General features: G+C 67.8%; 13 protein-coding genes. 3 read left to right on the top strand and 10 right to left on the bottom strand.

Annotation, left to right across the window (positions count from 1 at the left end; all coding sequences use genetic code 11):
* Nucleotides 1–313 precede the first annotated feature (313 nt).
* The 3 genes from MFF24_RS13340 to MFF24_RS13330 form a co-directional block, all read right to left on the bottom strand.
* On the bottom strand, nucleotides 314–1330 hold the full coding sequence (locus MFF24_RS13340; RefSeq protein WP_238224866.1) for an Hsp33 family molecular chaperone: 1017 nt from the start codon (nucleotides 1328–1330) through the stop codon (nucleotides 314–316).
* Nucleotides 1331–1533: 203 nt separating this feature from the next.
* Nucleotides 1534–3645 (bottom strand): carbohydrate porin, encoded by a 2112-nt coding sequence (locus MFF24_RS13335; RefSeq protein ID WP_373322689.1) that lies wholly within the window; start codon nucleotides 3643–3645, stop codon nucleotides 1534–1536.
* A gap of 361 nt (nucleotides 3646–4006) precedes the next feature.
* The gene (locus tag MFF24_RS13330; protein ID WP_238224865.1) at nucleotides 4007–4534 is read right to left on the bottom strand and encodes a DUF2147 domain-containing protein; all 528 of its coding nucleotides are present in this window, start codon (nucleotides 4532–4534) and stop codon (nucleotides 4007–4009) included.
* 435 nt (nucleotides 4535–4969) lie between these two features.
* On the opposite strand from MFF24_RS13330, the gene ndk reads away from it, so the two are divergent.
* Nucleotides 4970–5392, top strand: a complete 423-nt coding sequence (gene ndk / locus MFF24_RS13325; RefSeq protein WP_108939953.1) for a nucleoside-diphosphate kinase — start codon at nucleotides 4970–4972, stop codon at nucleotides 5390–5392.
* Between the two features lie 202 nt (nucleotides 5393–5594).
* Entirely contained in the window at nucleotides 5595–5978 is a 384-nt protein-coding gene (locus MFF24_RS13320; protein ID WP_238224864.1) for a hypothetical protein, read from the top strand.
* 100 nt (nucleotides 5979–6078) lie between these two features.
* Here the strand turns inward: MFF24_RS13320 and MFF24_RS13315 are convergent, their stop codons facing one another.
* From MFF24_RS13315 to MFF24_RS13285, 7 genes are all read right to left on the bottom strand, one after another.
* A complete protein-coding gene (locus MFF24_RS13315) occupies nucleotides 6079–7209 on the bottom strand; it encodes a M48 family metallopeptidase (RefSeq protein ID WP_238224862.1) in 1131 nt (376 codons plus the stop codon).
* A gap of 7 nt (nucleotides 7210–7216) precedes the next feature.
* Nucleotides 7217–8506 carry a YjgN family protein gene (locus MFF24_RS13310; protein ID WP_238224861.1) on the bottom strand — a complete coding sequence of 430 codons (1290 nt, stop codon included), beginning with the start codon at nucleotides 8504–8506 and terminating at the stop codon, nucleotides 7217–7219.
* 461 nt (nucleotides 8507–8967) lie between these two features.
* The gene (locus MFF24_RS13305) at nucleotides 8968–9201 is read right to left on the bottom strand and encodes a YbdD/YjiX family protein (protein WP_108939957.1); all 234 of its coding nucleotides are present in this window, start codon (nucleotides 9199–9201) and stop codon (nucleotides 8968–8970) included.
* Between the two features lie 7 nt (nucleotides 9202–9208).
* On the bottom strand, nucleotides 9209–11266 hold the full coding sequence (locus MFF24_RS13300) for a carbon starvation CstA family protein (protein WP_108939958.1): 2058 nt from the start codon (nucleotides 11264–11266) through the stop codon (nucleotides 9209–9211).
* 376 nt (nucleotides 11267–11642) lie between these two features.
* Nucleotides 11643–12269: a TPM domain-containing protein gene (locus MFF24_RS13295; protein WP_238224860.1), complete on the bottom strand. Its 627-nt coding sequence runs from the start codon at nucleotides 12267–12269 to the stop codon at nucleotides 11643–11645.
* A complete protein-coding gene (locus MFF24_RS13290; RefSeq protein WP_238224859.1) occupies nucleotides 12259–13047 on the bottom strand; it encodes a TPM domain-containing protein in 789 nt (262 codons plus the stop codon). The genes MFF24_RS13295 and MFF24_RS13290 overlap by 11 nt, the downstream gene beginning before the upstream one ends.
* Nucleotides 13048–13135: 88 nt before the next feature.
* Nucleotides 13136–13771: a LemA family protein gene (locus MFF24_RS13285; RefSeq protein ID WP_133089472.1), complete on the bottom strand. Its 636-nt coding sequence runs from the start codon at nucleotides 13769–13771 to the stop codon at nucleotides 13136–13138.
* Between the two features lie 157 nt (nucleotides 13772–13928).
* On the opposite strand from MFF24_RS13285, the gene MFF24_RS13280 reads away from it, so the two are divergent.
* On the top strand, nucleotides 13929–14243 hold the full coding sequence (locus MFF24_RS13280) for an Rdx family protein (RefSeq protein ID WP_238224858.1): 315 nt from the start codon (nucleotides 13929–13931) through the stop codon (nucleotides 14241–14243).
* Nucleotides 14244–14279: the final 36 nt, after the last annotated feature.

Raw genomic sequence — 14279 nt, 5'->3', positions numbered from 1 at the left:
ATCGACGGCACGGACAGGCCCGCAAGATCGGGGCCCGCGTCCCCTTAACATGGAGAGACTCCAAAACGGCATCACGCTTGTGAGAACGTTTTCATCGATCGCAGCGAGGGCTGTGCGCCCTCCTCGGCGGCTCTCTGTGTCGCGGGCAGGCTCAGCGTGCGCCTGGAGAAGCCGTCGATGGGATCCGCACTCAGATCAGGCATCCACGCCGAGCGCCGACGCCACCGTGGGATCAAACAGACCGCCACGATCGCGTTGGCTTCCAGGAGACGTCGGGCGCGACACGTCGCGCAGAGCGCGTGGCCAGATCCCGTCACGCTCCCGGCGCGGCGGCAATCTCCCGCTCGATCTCGGCCGGATCGAGGACGTAGCGGCGCGAGCAGAACTCGCAGGTGATGCCGATGGTGCCGTCATCCGCCACCATGTCCCGGCGCTCCTCGGCAGAGAACGAGCGGATCATGCCGATCACCCGTTCCTGGGAGCAGCGGCAGCGCTCGATCACGCTCTGCGCATCGAACACCCGCACGCCGCGCTCGTGGAACAGCCGGTAGAGCAGCCGCTCGCTCGACACCGCCGGATCGACCAGTTCGTGATCCTCGACCGTCCCGACGAGGCTGCGCGCCTCGGTCCAGGCATCGTCCTCGGCGGGCGCGCCGGTGAGGATCTCGTGGCCCTCCGGCGCGTCGCCGGGCGGAAGGTCGGCCTGGCGCAACCGGTCGGGCGAGGTCGGCAGGAACTGCACCAGCAGGCCGCCGGCCCGCCAGCGGCTCTCGCCGGCCTCCATCTGCTCGGCCACCGCGAGGCGCACCAGCGTCGGGATCTGCTCGGACTGGCGGAAATACTGGTGCGCGGCCTCCTCAAGGCTCTGCCCCTCGAGGGCAACGACGCCCTGATAGCGGCTCTGGGTTGGCCCCTGATCGATGGTCATGGCGAGGTGGCCCCGGCCCATCAGGTCGGCGGCGCGTGCCTTGGGTCCGAGGGCCGCCACCGGCTCCGCGTCGAAGCGGGCGGTGGCACGCACCCGGTCGGGCGCCTCGAAATCGACCACCAGCATATTCACCGGCCCGTCGGTCTTGGTCTGGAGCTGGAAGCGCCCTTCGAGCTTGAGCGAGGCGCCGAGCAGCACGGTGAGCGCCGCCGCCTCGCCGATCAGCCGGGCGACGGCGTCGGGGTAGCCGTGACGGCGCAGGATGGTGTCGATCGACGGACCGAGCCGCACCGCGCGCCCGCGCAGGTCCAAAGCCTCGACGGCGAAGGGCAGCACGGCGTCGTCGCCGCCTTCGAGCGAGGGCGTGGACGGCATGGAGGAAGGGGCGTGTCCGGAGCTCATGGGCTCTCCGTGTCCGAGCGGTGAAAGGGGCGGGAGGGCGGCCGATCCGGCGGCATCACGCCAAACCGGCGCGAGCGCAAGGGGCGGCGGACGTCCTCGACAGACCCTCATATGGGGAGCGCTGGGCCGCGGTGCGAGGCCGGCGCAGGATGCCACCACTCGCGTCCGAGATACCCGACGACGCGTCGTGCCGACGGGACGGGTCAGAAATCCGTGTGCAGCCGCGTCCCGATGAAGTCGGCCGGACCGCGGTCGCGGTTATAGGCCGGGTTCTCGACGTGCTGGTAGTCGAAGGTCATCGTCACGGCCTTCGTCAGGTTCAAGGCGTAGTAGACCTCGACCGCCCGCTCGGGGGCGTAGTTGTCGAGGCGGCCGTCGCCGATCAGCAGTCCCAGCCCGCCATTGGCGAAATAGGCGCGGTGGGAGGGCGAGATCCGGTTCGCTGAGGCGCCAAAACCGATCGTATCCTGCGGCCGGCCCCAGGCCGTTCCCTTGAGCGAGAGGCCACCCGAGACCGAGCCGTCGACATCGGTAAACGACAGGCTCTCGTTGCGCCCGTCATTGACGCTCGCCCGCGCGAACAGGCCGAGATCGGCGGTCAGCGCCTGTTCGAGATTGAGGTAGAGGCCGCTCTTGCGCCGGGGCTCGCGGGTGGCCAGGACCGCCGTGTTGATGTCGGCGAACGCACCGGCCTGGGTCAGAGCCACGACCTGCCGGAAGTTCGCGGTGTTGCCGACATTCGTGAACAGGCCGAGGCGCAGCTTTCCCGGCTGATCGAGCACCGGCAGGGTGTGGCGCCCCTCGAACTCGATGACGGCGCCGGCCCGCTCGAACACGCGCGGATCGAGCACGTCGGAGGAGGGCTCCTTCGGCACCTGCGTGTAGGCGGCACGCACCGCGAACTCCGCGCGGTTGTACTCGACCATCAGCCCTTGCGTGAAGCCGGGGAGGTTGGCCGGGAAGTCCCAGGCGGCCGACGCCCACAGGCCCCAGTTCATGAAGTCGACGCGCGGGTCGTGGGCGTAGACGTTGCCGTCGAAGAAGTCTCCCAGTGCGAACTTGCCGGCGATCACCGTGATGCGCTCGACGTCGCGGGTGCCGGCGATGGAGTTCGGCCCGTCGGGCACTTCCTCGGTCTCGCCGCCGAGCCCGAAGGTCTGGCGGATGAAGTAGCGGTTCGAGCGCAGCTTCGGGAACGGCGCACCCGCCTTCTGCGCCTCGCCGTTGACGAAGCCGGCCACGCCCAGGGTTCGCGACAGGCCGAAGCCCTGGCTGAATTCCGGGTTGTAGTAGAGTTCGGTGCCTTCGAAGAGCTTGAGGCCGAGGAACAGCGTCGCGGTGGTCGTCGCCTGCGCCTGGTCCGGCACGAGGCTCTGCGGACCGCGATAGGGCGAGCGGAAGCCCGTCACGCCCTGGTTCACGAAGGTGGTCTGGCCGTGCAGCGAGAAGCGGGTGTCCTTCGGGACCTCGTCCTCCTCTTCCGGTACCAGGGTGAGTGCCTGGGGGTGCCAGATCAGCCGGGCCATCATCTGGTTGGAGACGAAGCTGGTGCGGGTCGTCACTGGACCACCGTCGGGGCCCGGCAGGGCGCCGAGACCGAAGCGACGGCTCTCGCCGAGGTCGCTGTAACGGTAGTCGATCCCGAGCGAGAGATGCGGATCGACCGCGAACTGTACGCCCGCGCCCAGCGTGTAGCCGAGATAGGACACATTGCGAGCGGCGCTGGCCGCCGGTCCCCCGGCCAAGTCCGGATAGGTGGCGAGCACCCGTCCGTTGGCGCCGGTGAGCCCGAGGGTCGCGTAGATCAGGTTGTTGCCGAAGGCGTAGCCGAACCGCGCGCGGGCCGACCCGAACACGTCCGTCTTCTCGCGGATCAGGGCGAAGGGCGGATCGATTGCCTCGTAGCCGAAGCCGGTCGCATCGGAGCGGACGCCCCGCTTGAGATTGGCGCCGGCGAGGTCGGCCTCGATGCCGTAGACAAAGGCGCCGCTCTGCCAAGTCCAGCCGGCGAAGGCGCCGCCCACCACCGTAGTGGCGTCGCCGCCGAGATCGCGGCTGCCGGTGGCGTCGCCCGTCGAGACCGACTGCACCCGGCGCGGGCCGATCGTGGTCGGGCCGAAATCGTAATTGCCGAAAGAGGCGCCGGCGCTGCCCTGCAGCCCGGCATAGAAGCCGGACCAATCGATGAAGCGAGGGCGGGCACGCTCGGCGAGGTCTGCAGCCGCGGCGGAGCCGGCATGAAGCCCGAGGAGTGCGACGAGACTGGCCGAAGCCACTCGACCGATCCGATTGTTCCCCGCGCGCACCTTGGACACTTGCGCCAGCCCCCGCCGCCACCTCTTGAGCGGCCTAGCAGATGCCGTTGCCGCCGTAATGGGCCCGCTCCCGCGGAAAGCACGAGGCTTCGGAACGGTTGCGCGGGCGCCACGATGGCAGGGAGAAAACGGAAACATCCGACAGGACGATGACGGTCCCGCCGTCAGCGTCGAAGAACAGGGGACGGCAGCAGGCGCCGGATCGATTGTCGCCCTTTCGGCGATGCGCCGTCTTGCCGGCCGGAAGCTTGGCCCTAGCTCGGATGAGCCGTGACCCCCATCAGGTTAGGCAAACTTCAGGGCGCGTCCGCGAGGCCGCGCCCTTTTTCCATGTGCGTGAGACGCGTGCGGGCGGCGCAGGTCACTCCGCCGGAGCGGCGGGCGCTTTCGGAGCCGGCTTGGCGGCCTTCGCGGGCTTGGTCGGCACCTCGACCGGGGCTGCGGCCGCCTGCTGGTTCACGTCCGGCACGCGGGTCCAGGTCTGCGATCCGCACAGCACCTTGAGCATGCAGCCCTGCACGTTCAGCTCGGCATCGCTCTCGCGCTCCAGGCTGACCTGATAGATCTTGCCCTCGTCGGCATTGTAGATCTCGCCCGCGAAGCCCGCATCCTCCGGCTTAAGGTTGTCGAGGAGCGTCAGACCGATGATGGGCCGCACCCGCTTCTTCGGATCCGGGTTCTTCACGTCGGTGCGCGGCGCGCCGGCATCGTCGGCCGGAGACTTCAGCCAAACGACCTTGCCGCAGGCGTTGCTGCCGGCCGGACCGCAGCGATCGATACGGATCTTGGCGCGTCCATCTCCCGTCAGCCAGGTTCCGGAGAGATCCTTGGGCGCAGCGAAGGCCGAACTGGAGGCCAGGAGAGCGGCGAGGCTGAGGGCGATACGCATGAAATGGCTCCTGAGGCTGAGCCCGGATACGGGCGTGTGGCTTGCGGAGAAAGGATCGCCCCGGCGGCGAGCCGGGGCAGGCGAACCGTCTCCCGAATCAGCCCTCGCAATCCGGCGATTTTTCGGCAGTGTTGCGCTGAAGCCATGGCGAGGCCGAAAAAGGCCGCGCTAGCCGCCATCCGGACCGCATGGGCGATCTCCGCTTCGCGCCGCGAAAGCCTGAACCCGCGGCGGCGAACGCTGGTGACCGAGGCCGGCAGCAAACCAGAGTGATTGCTTACAAGCGATTGTTCTGATGCCCGCTCGCCGGTCGGTTGAGGGGGCATCGCTGCACCGCTATAAGCCCGGCGCGCCGGCAGCCTCTCGGGCGGCATTCCAGCCACCCTCATTCAAGCGCGTCGCGCGACCCCTTTCTCCAACGAACCGGACCGGACCATGGCCAACGAGCGCACCTTCTCCATCCTCAAGCCCGACGCGACCCGCCGCAACATCACCGGTGCCGTCAACGCCGTGATCGAGGCCGCCGGCCTGCGCATCGTCGGCCAGCGCCGGATCCGCATGACCCGCGAGCAGGCGGAGAAGTTCTACGAGGTGCACAAGGAGCGCCCGTTCTTCGGCGAGCTGGTCGAGTTCATGACCTCCGGCCCCGTCGTCGTGCAGGTGCTCGAAGGCGAGAACGCCGTCGCCAAGTACCGTGAGGTGATGGGCGCCACGAACCCGGCCCAGGCCGCCGACGGCACCATCCGTAAGCAGTTCGCCGAGTCCGTCGGCGAGAACACTGTCCACGGCTCGGACAGCGCTGATAACGCCAAGCTCGAGATCGCGCAGTTCTTCACCGACGCCGATATCGCCGCGTAAGGCCGTCCTCGCCGGCCTCGGGGCACGGGGCCGGCGAGAAACACGCTCAAGCTTGCGCGGGGCTGACGCCGCGGTGGCCTCGAACCGTCGAGGACGGCGCAATCCGGCCGAGTGTGACTCTGCTGCCCTAGCGGCGCGGGGCGGGCGGACCGAAGAACGCAGACGATCGACGCTTTCCCGTCTCTCTTCGGATTCTTGCTCCATGCGCTCCAAATTTTCGCGCACCGGCCGCCTGCTCGTCGCGGCCGGCCTCGTATCCCTGCTCGCCGCCTGCAACTCGGCGGGGCGCTCGACGCAGTACACCTCGCTCGAAGGCTACGTGCCCGATCCGGCGCTGAAGACCGCCTCGAAGAGCAACCTCACGGGTCGCGTGCGCCACGCCTGCACCGTGACCCAGGCCAAGTTCCAGAAGGTTGCCGAAGACGCGCTCGCCGCTCCTTGCGGCTGCTACGCCGAGCGCACCCTCTCCGCCCTCGACAAGGACGAGATCGCCTCCTACCGCACCACCGGCTACTTCAACGACACGGCCCGTGCGAAGGCGCTGAACGCCCTCGACAGCTGCAAGCTGCCGCGCCCGATCGTCTGATCGACGGCACAATCGGGGCGGCGCATGGCGCCGTCCCTTCGGGGAAAAGGCAGGGCTTCGCCCTGCACCCGCGAAAGGTCTCGATCTTTCGAAACCGGAATCAGAGCTTCTCGGTCCGAGTTTTCCCTTCGTCCGGCTTCGACTTCTCAGGCTTGGCCTGCTTTGGGCAAATGCCCTGAAGGCTTGTCCATTCGGCCTCCGACAGGATGCCCGGACCGGCGGGCTTCTCTCCTGCCAACGATCGGATCCGCGCCGCCCGCTCCGCCGTGAATGGGTGCGAGCGAAGGAACGAGATCGCGTCCGGCTTTTCGTGGTCGGCGTCTGTGATGCGCTCGAGGATCGCGGCGAGCGCCGCCCCGTCGCCGCCGGCCCGCTTCACCGCCGCGACCGCATAGGCATCCGCCGCCCGCTCCGCGTCGCGCGAGTAGCCAGCCGAGATCGCCGCTTGGCCCACCGTCACCAGCACCGTCGAGCCGGTGAGGTCGCCAAGGACAAGGCTCAGCAGGAACGAGGTGCCGCCCGCCGTGATGACCGAGCGCATCGGATCGCGCGCGGCGACGTGGCCGAATTCGTGGGCGAGGATGCCGGCCAACTCGTCGCCGTTCCTGGCCTTGGCGATGATGTCGGAGAGCAGGATCACCCGGCCGCCCGGCAGCGCAAGGGCGTTGGCGACCTTGTGGCGGCGCACGCTGACCTGAGGCGCCACCGGCAACGCCATGCCCTCGGTGAGCCGCGCCGCCAGCCGGTCGAGCACGGCCCGCGCCGCGGCCTCGTTGCAGAGCGGCGGGTTGTCGAGCAGGGTGACGATCTGCCCGTCCACGCTGCGCCCGATTTGCGCCTCGAACGCCTGCGGCACCAGCGGCGCGAGCAGGCCGGACGCCGCCGGCACGCCGTAGATCGCGGTCAGCAGCACGGACACGCCGGCGGCGATCGACCAGAGCACGAGGCGAGTGACGCCGCCTCCGCCCTCAGCCCGGTTCAGATCGGGGCAGCGCGCCGTCAACGCTTCCGCGAACGGTGCATCGGCGAACTCCACGCTCTCCGGCCCCTGTGCGTGGTTGATCCGCATCAGAGGGGGGGCGGCGTCCGCGGCGCGCAGGTCGAGCAGGCTCCAGTCGCGGGTGATGTCCTCGCCGACGATTTCCAGTCGGAAGGTCAGCCGCAACGTCACCGGTCGGGGCCGGGCGCTGATTCCGTCGAAGAAGGTGCCCTCGGTGGTGATCGCCTCCATTGTCACCTCAGAGCCCGATTTCGAGGGCGCCACCGACATCGAGCGCGTCGGCCAGCCCCTCGTTCAGGCCGCTCGCGGGCGCGCGGGTCGAGGCGAGGACCGCTTCCAGAGCCGGCAGATTCTCGATCTGCATCGTGGTCGCCACTGCGTGCCACAGGCGCACGGTGATGATGCGGACGTAGAGCACGTTCGTGCCGAGGATCGCGCCGAGATAGAGCAACACGGTCGAGACGATGATGAAGGCGTGAATGCCCGCATTCTCCCCATCCTGGGCGATCAGCGGCACGAGCAGGGCGAAGATGATGCCCAGCACGATGATGAAGCCGATCACCGCCAGCATGTAGACGAGATAGGGGAAGTAGAACTGGCGCGCCTTGAGCGACGAGATCAGCCGGGCCCCGCCGAGATGCGTCGCATTGAGGAAGGCACGGGTCTCGCGGGCGCGGTAGAAAGGGATCAGCAGGAGCGCCAGCGGGATCGAGAAGGACGCGGCGATTCCGATGGCACTGGCGTAGTAGACGAGCGGCGTGTCCTCGTAGGCCGGGTTGAAGATGAGCTTGCTCTTCTCGCTCGCCGGATCCTGGATCAGCAGATCACTCGGAATGTCGAAGCCGGTCCCCGCCAGCAGCGCCAGGATGCTCAGAAGGATCGGCAGCAGGCCGACGATGTAGAACATCATCCACGGGAGCAGGATCGAGCGGCCGGTCGCGGTCGAGTGCATCCGGCTCTGGCCGACCAGCGTGTGGTCGATGCGGTAGCGCTCCAGCGCCGCGCGCATGAAGGGGAAGGCGAGGCCGAGGCTGAGAAGAGTCCCGAGCCACCACAGGCTGGCACGCCCGGCATAGGCGAAACCCGATCCGTCCTGGCCCAAGCGGATGCCGCGCCAGCGCGTGCGCGACGCGCGGTAGCGTCGGCCGCGATACAGGGCGTACTGCCCGAGAACGAACAGGCCGATGAAGGAGATCGGCGCGGCGAGTGCGGCCAGCACCGGGCTCAGGAGACCGATGACGAACAGGACGAGGTAGACTGGCACCAGGATAGCCAGTGCCACGAGGAAGCCGAGGAACAGCTCCTTGCCGTTGCCGAGATACTCGGCCGGGCTGCCGGCCACGATCGTGCGGCTCCAGAAATAGCGCCGAAGGTTGGTGATGTACCAGAACCGGTAGATCGAGAACGTGATCAGCGAAAGCAGGAATCCCTTGACCACGATGCCGGTCAAGCCCGGCACTCGGCGATCGAACGCGATCGCGCCCATTCGTGCCGGAGCCGGGCTCGGCACGCCCTCAAGCTGGTTCATCGTCGCAGTCCCCCCTTGGTGTTGGGAGACTAGAATCCTCGACGAGTGCGTTGCAACAGCGCGGGGTGCTCAATCAACGATTTAGGCACTCTCGGGTATGGGTGGGCCTCATTCGATGACAGGCTCGGTTCGAGTTTGATCGCGTCAGGCGTGTCTTCCCGTCATCATGAACATCAGCGAAGCGATCCGGCAGCGCACCACCTCCGGATAGGTTGGGTCCGGGATCGCTCGCGCCATTTTTGCGACGATACACGGCGAGCTGAAGCGTTGGGACGAGACCTATGAACCGGCGCCTTCAGGGTTAATTTCACGTGAAAATCATCGCGGCAGCTCTGGTCTGAAATGACTAGGGAGCAACCGACAGCCCGATGACCCGACCCCCAAACGACGAACGCCGGGTCTGCTAAGACCCGGCGTCCTTCTAGCCATCGTGGATCGAATGCCGGTGAGACATCCGTAATTCAGCAGCAGCGGAAACCCGAGCTGTTGCCGACCCCGAAGCGGGCGTTCTCGCGATTGCGAAAGAACTCACGCTCGGTCATCGGCGTCTGATCGGGATGGGTCTTGGAGATGTGGGAGACATAAGTCCCGTAATCGCCCTGACCCACCATCAGCCGCGCGCCATCGCAGACGCACTTGTTGAAGGCCCGAAGGCGATCGCGAAAGTTCTGCGACGGTGCTGCGGTCCCGGTCATGTCGGCCTCACTCCGCGGGTGCGAGCTTCGGATCGGCTTCGAGAGCCGTCCAACGGTCGGCGCGGTACGCCTTGATGCAGGCCATCACGCCGAAGACGACGATCGCCACGACGAGGCCGACGAACATCACGGCCAGCGCCGCGTCGATCCGATCGTTGAAGACGATCTTGTGCATGTCGTCCATGCTCTTGGCCGGTGCCAGGACCTTGCCCTCGGCGATCGCCTTCGCGAACCGATCCGCGTGGCTGAGGAAGCCGATCTTCGGGTCGGGCGAGAAGATCTTCTGCCAGCCGGCGGTGAGGGTGCAGATGCACAGCCACACCGTCGGAATGATCGTGACGAAGGCGTAGCGCTCGCGCTTCATCTTGAAGATCACGACGGTGGCGAGCGTCAGCGCCACCGCTGCGAGCATCTGGTTCGAGATGCCGAACAGCGGCCATAGGGTGTAGATGCCGCCGAGCGGATCGGTGACGCCCTGGTGGAGGAAGAAGCCCCAGGCGCCGACGCAGAGCGCGGTCGCGACCACGCTCGGTCCCCAGGACGTGGTGTCCTTGAAGGTCGGCGAGAGCAGGCCGAGCAGGTCCTGCAGCATGAAGCGCCCGGCGCGGGTCCCGGCATCCACTGCCGTAAGGATGAACAGCGCCTCGAACAGGATCGCGAAGTGGTACCAGAAGGCCATCATCGCCTTGCCGCCGATGGCGGACGAGATGATGTGGGCCATGCCGACCGCCAGCGTCGGTGCGCCGCCGGTGCGGGAGATGATCGAGTGCTCGCCGACATCCTTGGCGGTCTGGGCGATCACATCCGCGCCGATGGGGAAGCCGAGCGCCGTCACCGCCGCCGCCGCACTCTCGGGCGTCGTGCCGACAAGGCCACCCGGCGAGTTCATGGTGAAGTAGATGCCGGGGTCGATCACGCAGGCGGCGACCAGCGCCATGATCGCCACGAAGCTCTCCATCAGCATGCCGCCGTAGCCGATGAAGCGCGTGTCGAGCTCGTTGTCGACGAGCTTCGGCGTCGTGCCCGAGGAGATCAGGGCGTGGAAGCCCGAGACCGCGCCGCAGGCGATGGTGATGAACAGGAACGGGAACAGGGAGCCGGCCCAGACCGGTCCGGTGCCGTCCACGAACTTCGTCATCGCCGGCATCTGCATGTGCGGCGCCACGAAAACGATGCCGATGGCCAGACCGACGATGGTGCCGATCTTGAGGAAGGTCGAGAGGTAGTCGCGCGGGGCGAGCAGCAGCCAGACCGGAAGGATGGCGGCGACGAAGCCGTAGCCGATCAGCATCCAGGTGAGCTGCACGCCGGTGAAGGTGAAGGCCGGGCCCCAGTACGGGTCGGCGGCGATCTGGCCGCCGTAGACGATCGCGGCCATGAGCAGGACGAAGCCGATGATCGAGACTTCGCCGACCTTACCCGGCCGGACGTAGCGGGCGTAGAGGCCCATCAGCAGGGCGATCGGGATCGTCGCGCCGACGGTGAAGGTACCCCAGGGGCTCTCGGCCAGCGCCTTGACCACCACCATCGCCAGCACGGCGAGCAGGATGACCATGATCATGAAGGTGCCGAACAGAGCGATGACGCCGGGGATCACCCCGAGTTCGGCCCGGATCAACTCGCCGAGTGAGCGGCCGTCGCGGCGCATAGAGATGAACAGGATCATGAAATCCTGCACCGCGCCCGCGAGTACGACGCCGGCGAGGATCCAGAGCATGCCGGGCAGGTAGCCCATCTGCGCCGCGAGCACCGGGCCGACCAGCGGGCCGGCGCCGGCGATGGCCGCGAAGTGGTGGCCGAACAGGACCGACTTGTTGGTGGGAACGTAGTCGAGGCCGTCGTTGTGGCGATGGGCCGGGGTCTCGCGCTTCGGATCGAGGCGCATGACGTTGTTGGCGATGTAGAGGGAATAGTAGCGGTAGGCGATGAGGTAGACGCAGACCGCCGCGACCACGACCCATAGGGCGTTGATCGATTCCCCTCGCTCTATGGCGACCACCGCCAATGCCGCGGCACCCAAGGCCCCGACCAGGGCCCAAGGCCCGTGCTTCTGTATCGCGCCCATGCGACGCCTCACTCCGTCATTGGCCGCATTCTTGATGCAGGCGGCCTTACGCGGTTCTGTTTGGCGCAATTTTTCCGGTGAAGCCAGTTGCCGGAAATACACAGGTTCGCGTTCCCCCGTCTGGGGAGTGACAACTTCCAGCTCGCGTTACCTCGCTGGCAGAGTGTGAGTCATGCGCCTGCAGGCCAGCGCGTCGACGTTCTGCCGGAATTTCCGTGAGCCTCCGTGACCCGTCGGGTGGGCCGTGCCGCTCGCGCCACACCGGGCGCGTCATACCAAATCCGGTTGATCCCTTCGGGATGGCGGATTTGACCCTCGCTCAAGCGCCGCGCGGGCTAGCTGATCCGATCCCCGCTTTGATCAAGCGGAGACCGTATCAGTCGAGGACGATGACCCGGTTGGGAAGCTGGTTGTCCGCGTCACGGCCGGGGAACTCCGCTTCAAGCACCGCACCGACCCGCTCCACCGCCGCGACGAGACCCTCGCCGAGCGCCCCGTGACCGGCGGCGGCAAGCAGGTCCGAGACGATGGCGTGCCACTGTGCCTCCTCGATACGCGCGCGCACGCCCCGGTCGGCGACGATCTCGGCGTAGCGCTCGGCCAGCGCCACGTAGACCAGCACGCCGGTGCGCCCCCGCGTTCCGGTGAGGCCATGGGCGAAGAACTCGCGACGGGCGGCGGCGTGCGCCCGCTCGCGACGCCAGCGCCGCGGCGTCAGTGCGATCCTCAGGCGCTCGTTCAGAGTCAACAGGAGGGTCGCGAGCACGCAGGCCGCCTGGACGAGCGCGATTTCCCCCGCGCCGAGATCGGTGAGCAGGATCAGCGGCCAGGGCAGGGCAAGCGCGACCGCAAGCGCGAGGGCGAGGCCAGGGGAGCGGTAGAGTCCGGCGCGGGCGGCCACGAGCACAACGATCTCGCCCGCGGTGCCGGCCTCCGCCCGTCCGATCGCCGCGGCGATCCGCTCGCGCGCGGCCGTGTCGAGAATCGACGCGCTACCAGTCACCGGATGCTCCTCCGCCGCCGAACGAGCCGCCACCGCCGGAAAAGCCGCCGCCGCCGCCATCGGAGAAGCCGCCGCTCCATCCGCCGGACGGCCCGGGGATGACCACGAAGCCGCCGCCTCGGCCTCCGCGCCCGCCCCCGCTCATCCGCGACAGCACGATGACGAGGGCGATGATGACGATGATCCAGAAGATCACCGTGACGGGATCGACCGTGTCCGCTCGCACCGGGGCCCGGCGCTGCCATTCGTCGGCATCGCCCGCGAGGATGGGCAGGATGGCATCCACCCCCGCCTCGACCCCGCCCGAAAAGTCGCCTTGGCGAAAGCGGGGCGTGATCGCGCTGGTGATGATGGTCTTCGACAGTGCGTCGGTCAGCGCCCCTTCGAGCCCGTAGCCGACCTCAATCCGGACCTTGCGCTCCGTCGGGGCCACCAGAAGGAGCACGCCGTTGTTGGTCTTCTTCTGGCCGATGCCCCAGCTCCGCGCGAGGCGGTTGGCGTAGTCTTCGATCGTGAGATCCTGAAGGCTCGGCACGGTAGCGACGACGAGCTGGTCTCCGGTCTTGTCCTCGTGCGCCTTGATCTTGCCGTCGATCCGCGTTCGAGCCTCCGGCGAGAGGATCCCGGCCGCATCCACGACCCGCCCGGTGAGCTTAGGAAAATCGGGCTCGGCCGCCGCGGCGAGTCCGGCGAGGACCATCCAGATCAGCCCTGCGAGCCACAAGGCCGGCAGCAGGCCGGCCGCGGGACGCCGAGCGGTCCAATCGGGGCGCGTCATCGACAGGGTGCCTCGCGCGGGCGTGCGAGAGCATCGTCCCGAACGGTGGCCGCCGGCTTTCGGACAAGGACGATGCAAAATCGACGCTCTAGAACTTCACGTTCGGCGCGCGCTCCGCGCCCGGCGTCGAGGTGAAGGTCTCCATCGGCTTCGCCTCGGGGTAGAACCACGAAGCGATCCAGCGGCCGGGAATGGTGCGGATTTCAGTGTTGTAGGCCTGCACCGCCTGAATGTAGTCGCGCCGCGCCACGGCGATGCGGTTCTCCGTGCCTTCGAGCTGCGATTGCAGGGCCAGGAAGTTCTGGTTGGATTTGAGATCCGGATAGGCCTCGACCGAGGCGAGCAGTCGCCCGAGCGCACCGGAGAGCTGGTTCTGGGCGTCCTGGAACTGCTTGAACTTCTCCGGGTCGCTGACCGTCGAGGCATCGACCTGGACGCTGGTGGCCTTGGCCCTAGCTTCCGTCACCCGGGTCAGGGTCTCCTGCTCCTGCTTGGCGTAGCCCTTCACGGTCTCGACGAGATTCGGGATCAGGTCGGCCCGGCGCTGGTACTGGTTCTGCACCTCGCTCCAGGCCGATTTCGCCTGCTCCTCCAGGCTCGGCACCCGGTTGATCGCGCCGCAGCCGGAGAGGCAGGTCGCCAGCCAGAGCGCGGCGAACGCGGAGACGAGGCGACCGAGAACGCTGGTGCGAGCAGGTGCCGCGGGACTGAGAGAGAAGGACATGGCGGGCAATCTCCGAAACGAGCTTGGCGGCAGAAGCTGCTGTCGGAGATAGGGGCTGCCACGGCTGCGAGAAGGGTCAGTGCCGAAGCAACCGCATTCGCGCCGGCGGACATTCGCCGCTTGACAACGCGTGTTCGGTTGCGGCGGCGTTCCTGTGATGAACAATGCGCCTGCCCTCGCTTCCGCCCGTCCCCGCATCACCATCAGCTACTGCACCCAATGTCAGTGGCTCCTGCGGGCGGCGTGGATGGCGCAGGAACTCCTTTCGACCTTTCGCGACGATCTCGGTGAGGTCGCCCTGCGGCCTGGCACCGGCGGGGTGTTCGTGATCGCGTACGATGAGGAGGTCATCTGGGAGCGTGTGCGCGACGGCGGCTTTCCGGATGTAAAGGTGCTCAAGCAGCGGGTGCGGGATCGGATCGATCCGGGGCGGGATCTCGGCCATGTCGATCGAGCCGGGCGGGAGAGCTGAGACAGAGCAGTTGGCACGCAGGCCCGCGCTGGGGCA

Source organism: Methylorubrum aminovorans, assembly GCF_022179725.1.
In the GTDB taxonomy this organism is placed as follows: Bacteria; Pseudomonadota; Alphaproteobacteria; order Rhizobiales; family Beijerinckiaceae; genus Methylobacterium; species Methylobacterium aminovorans.
The sequence above is the reverse complement of the archived record's forward strand: the minus strand, read 5'-3'. Positions and strand labels throughout refer to the sequence as shown.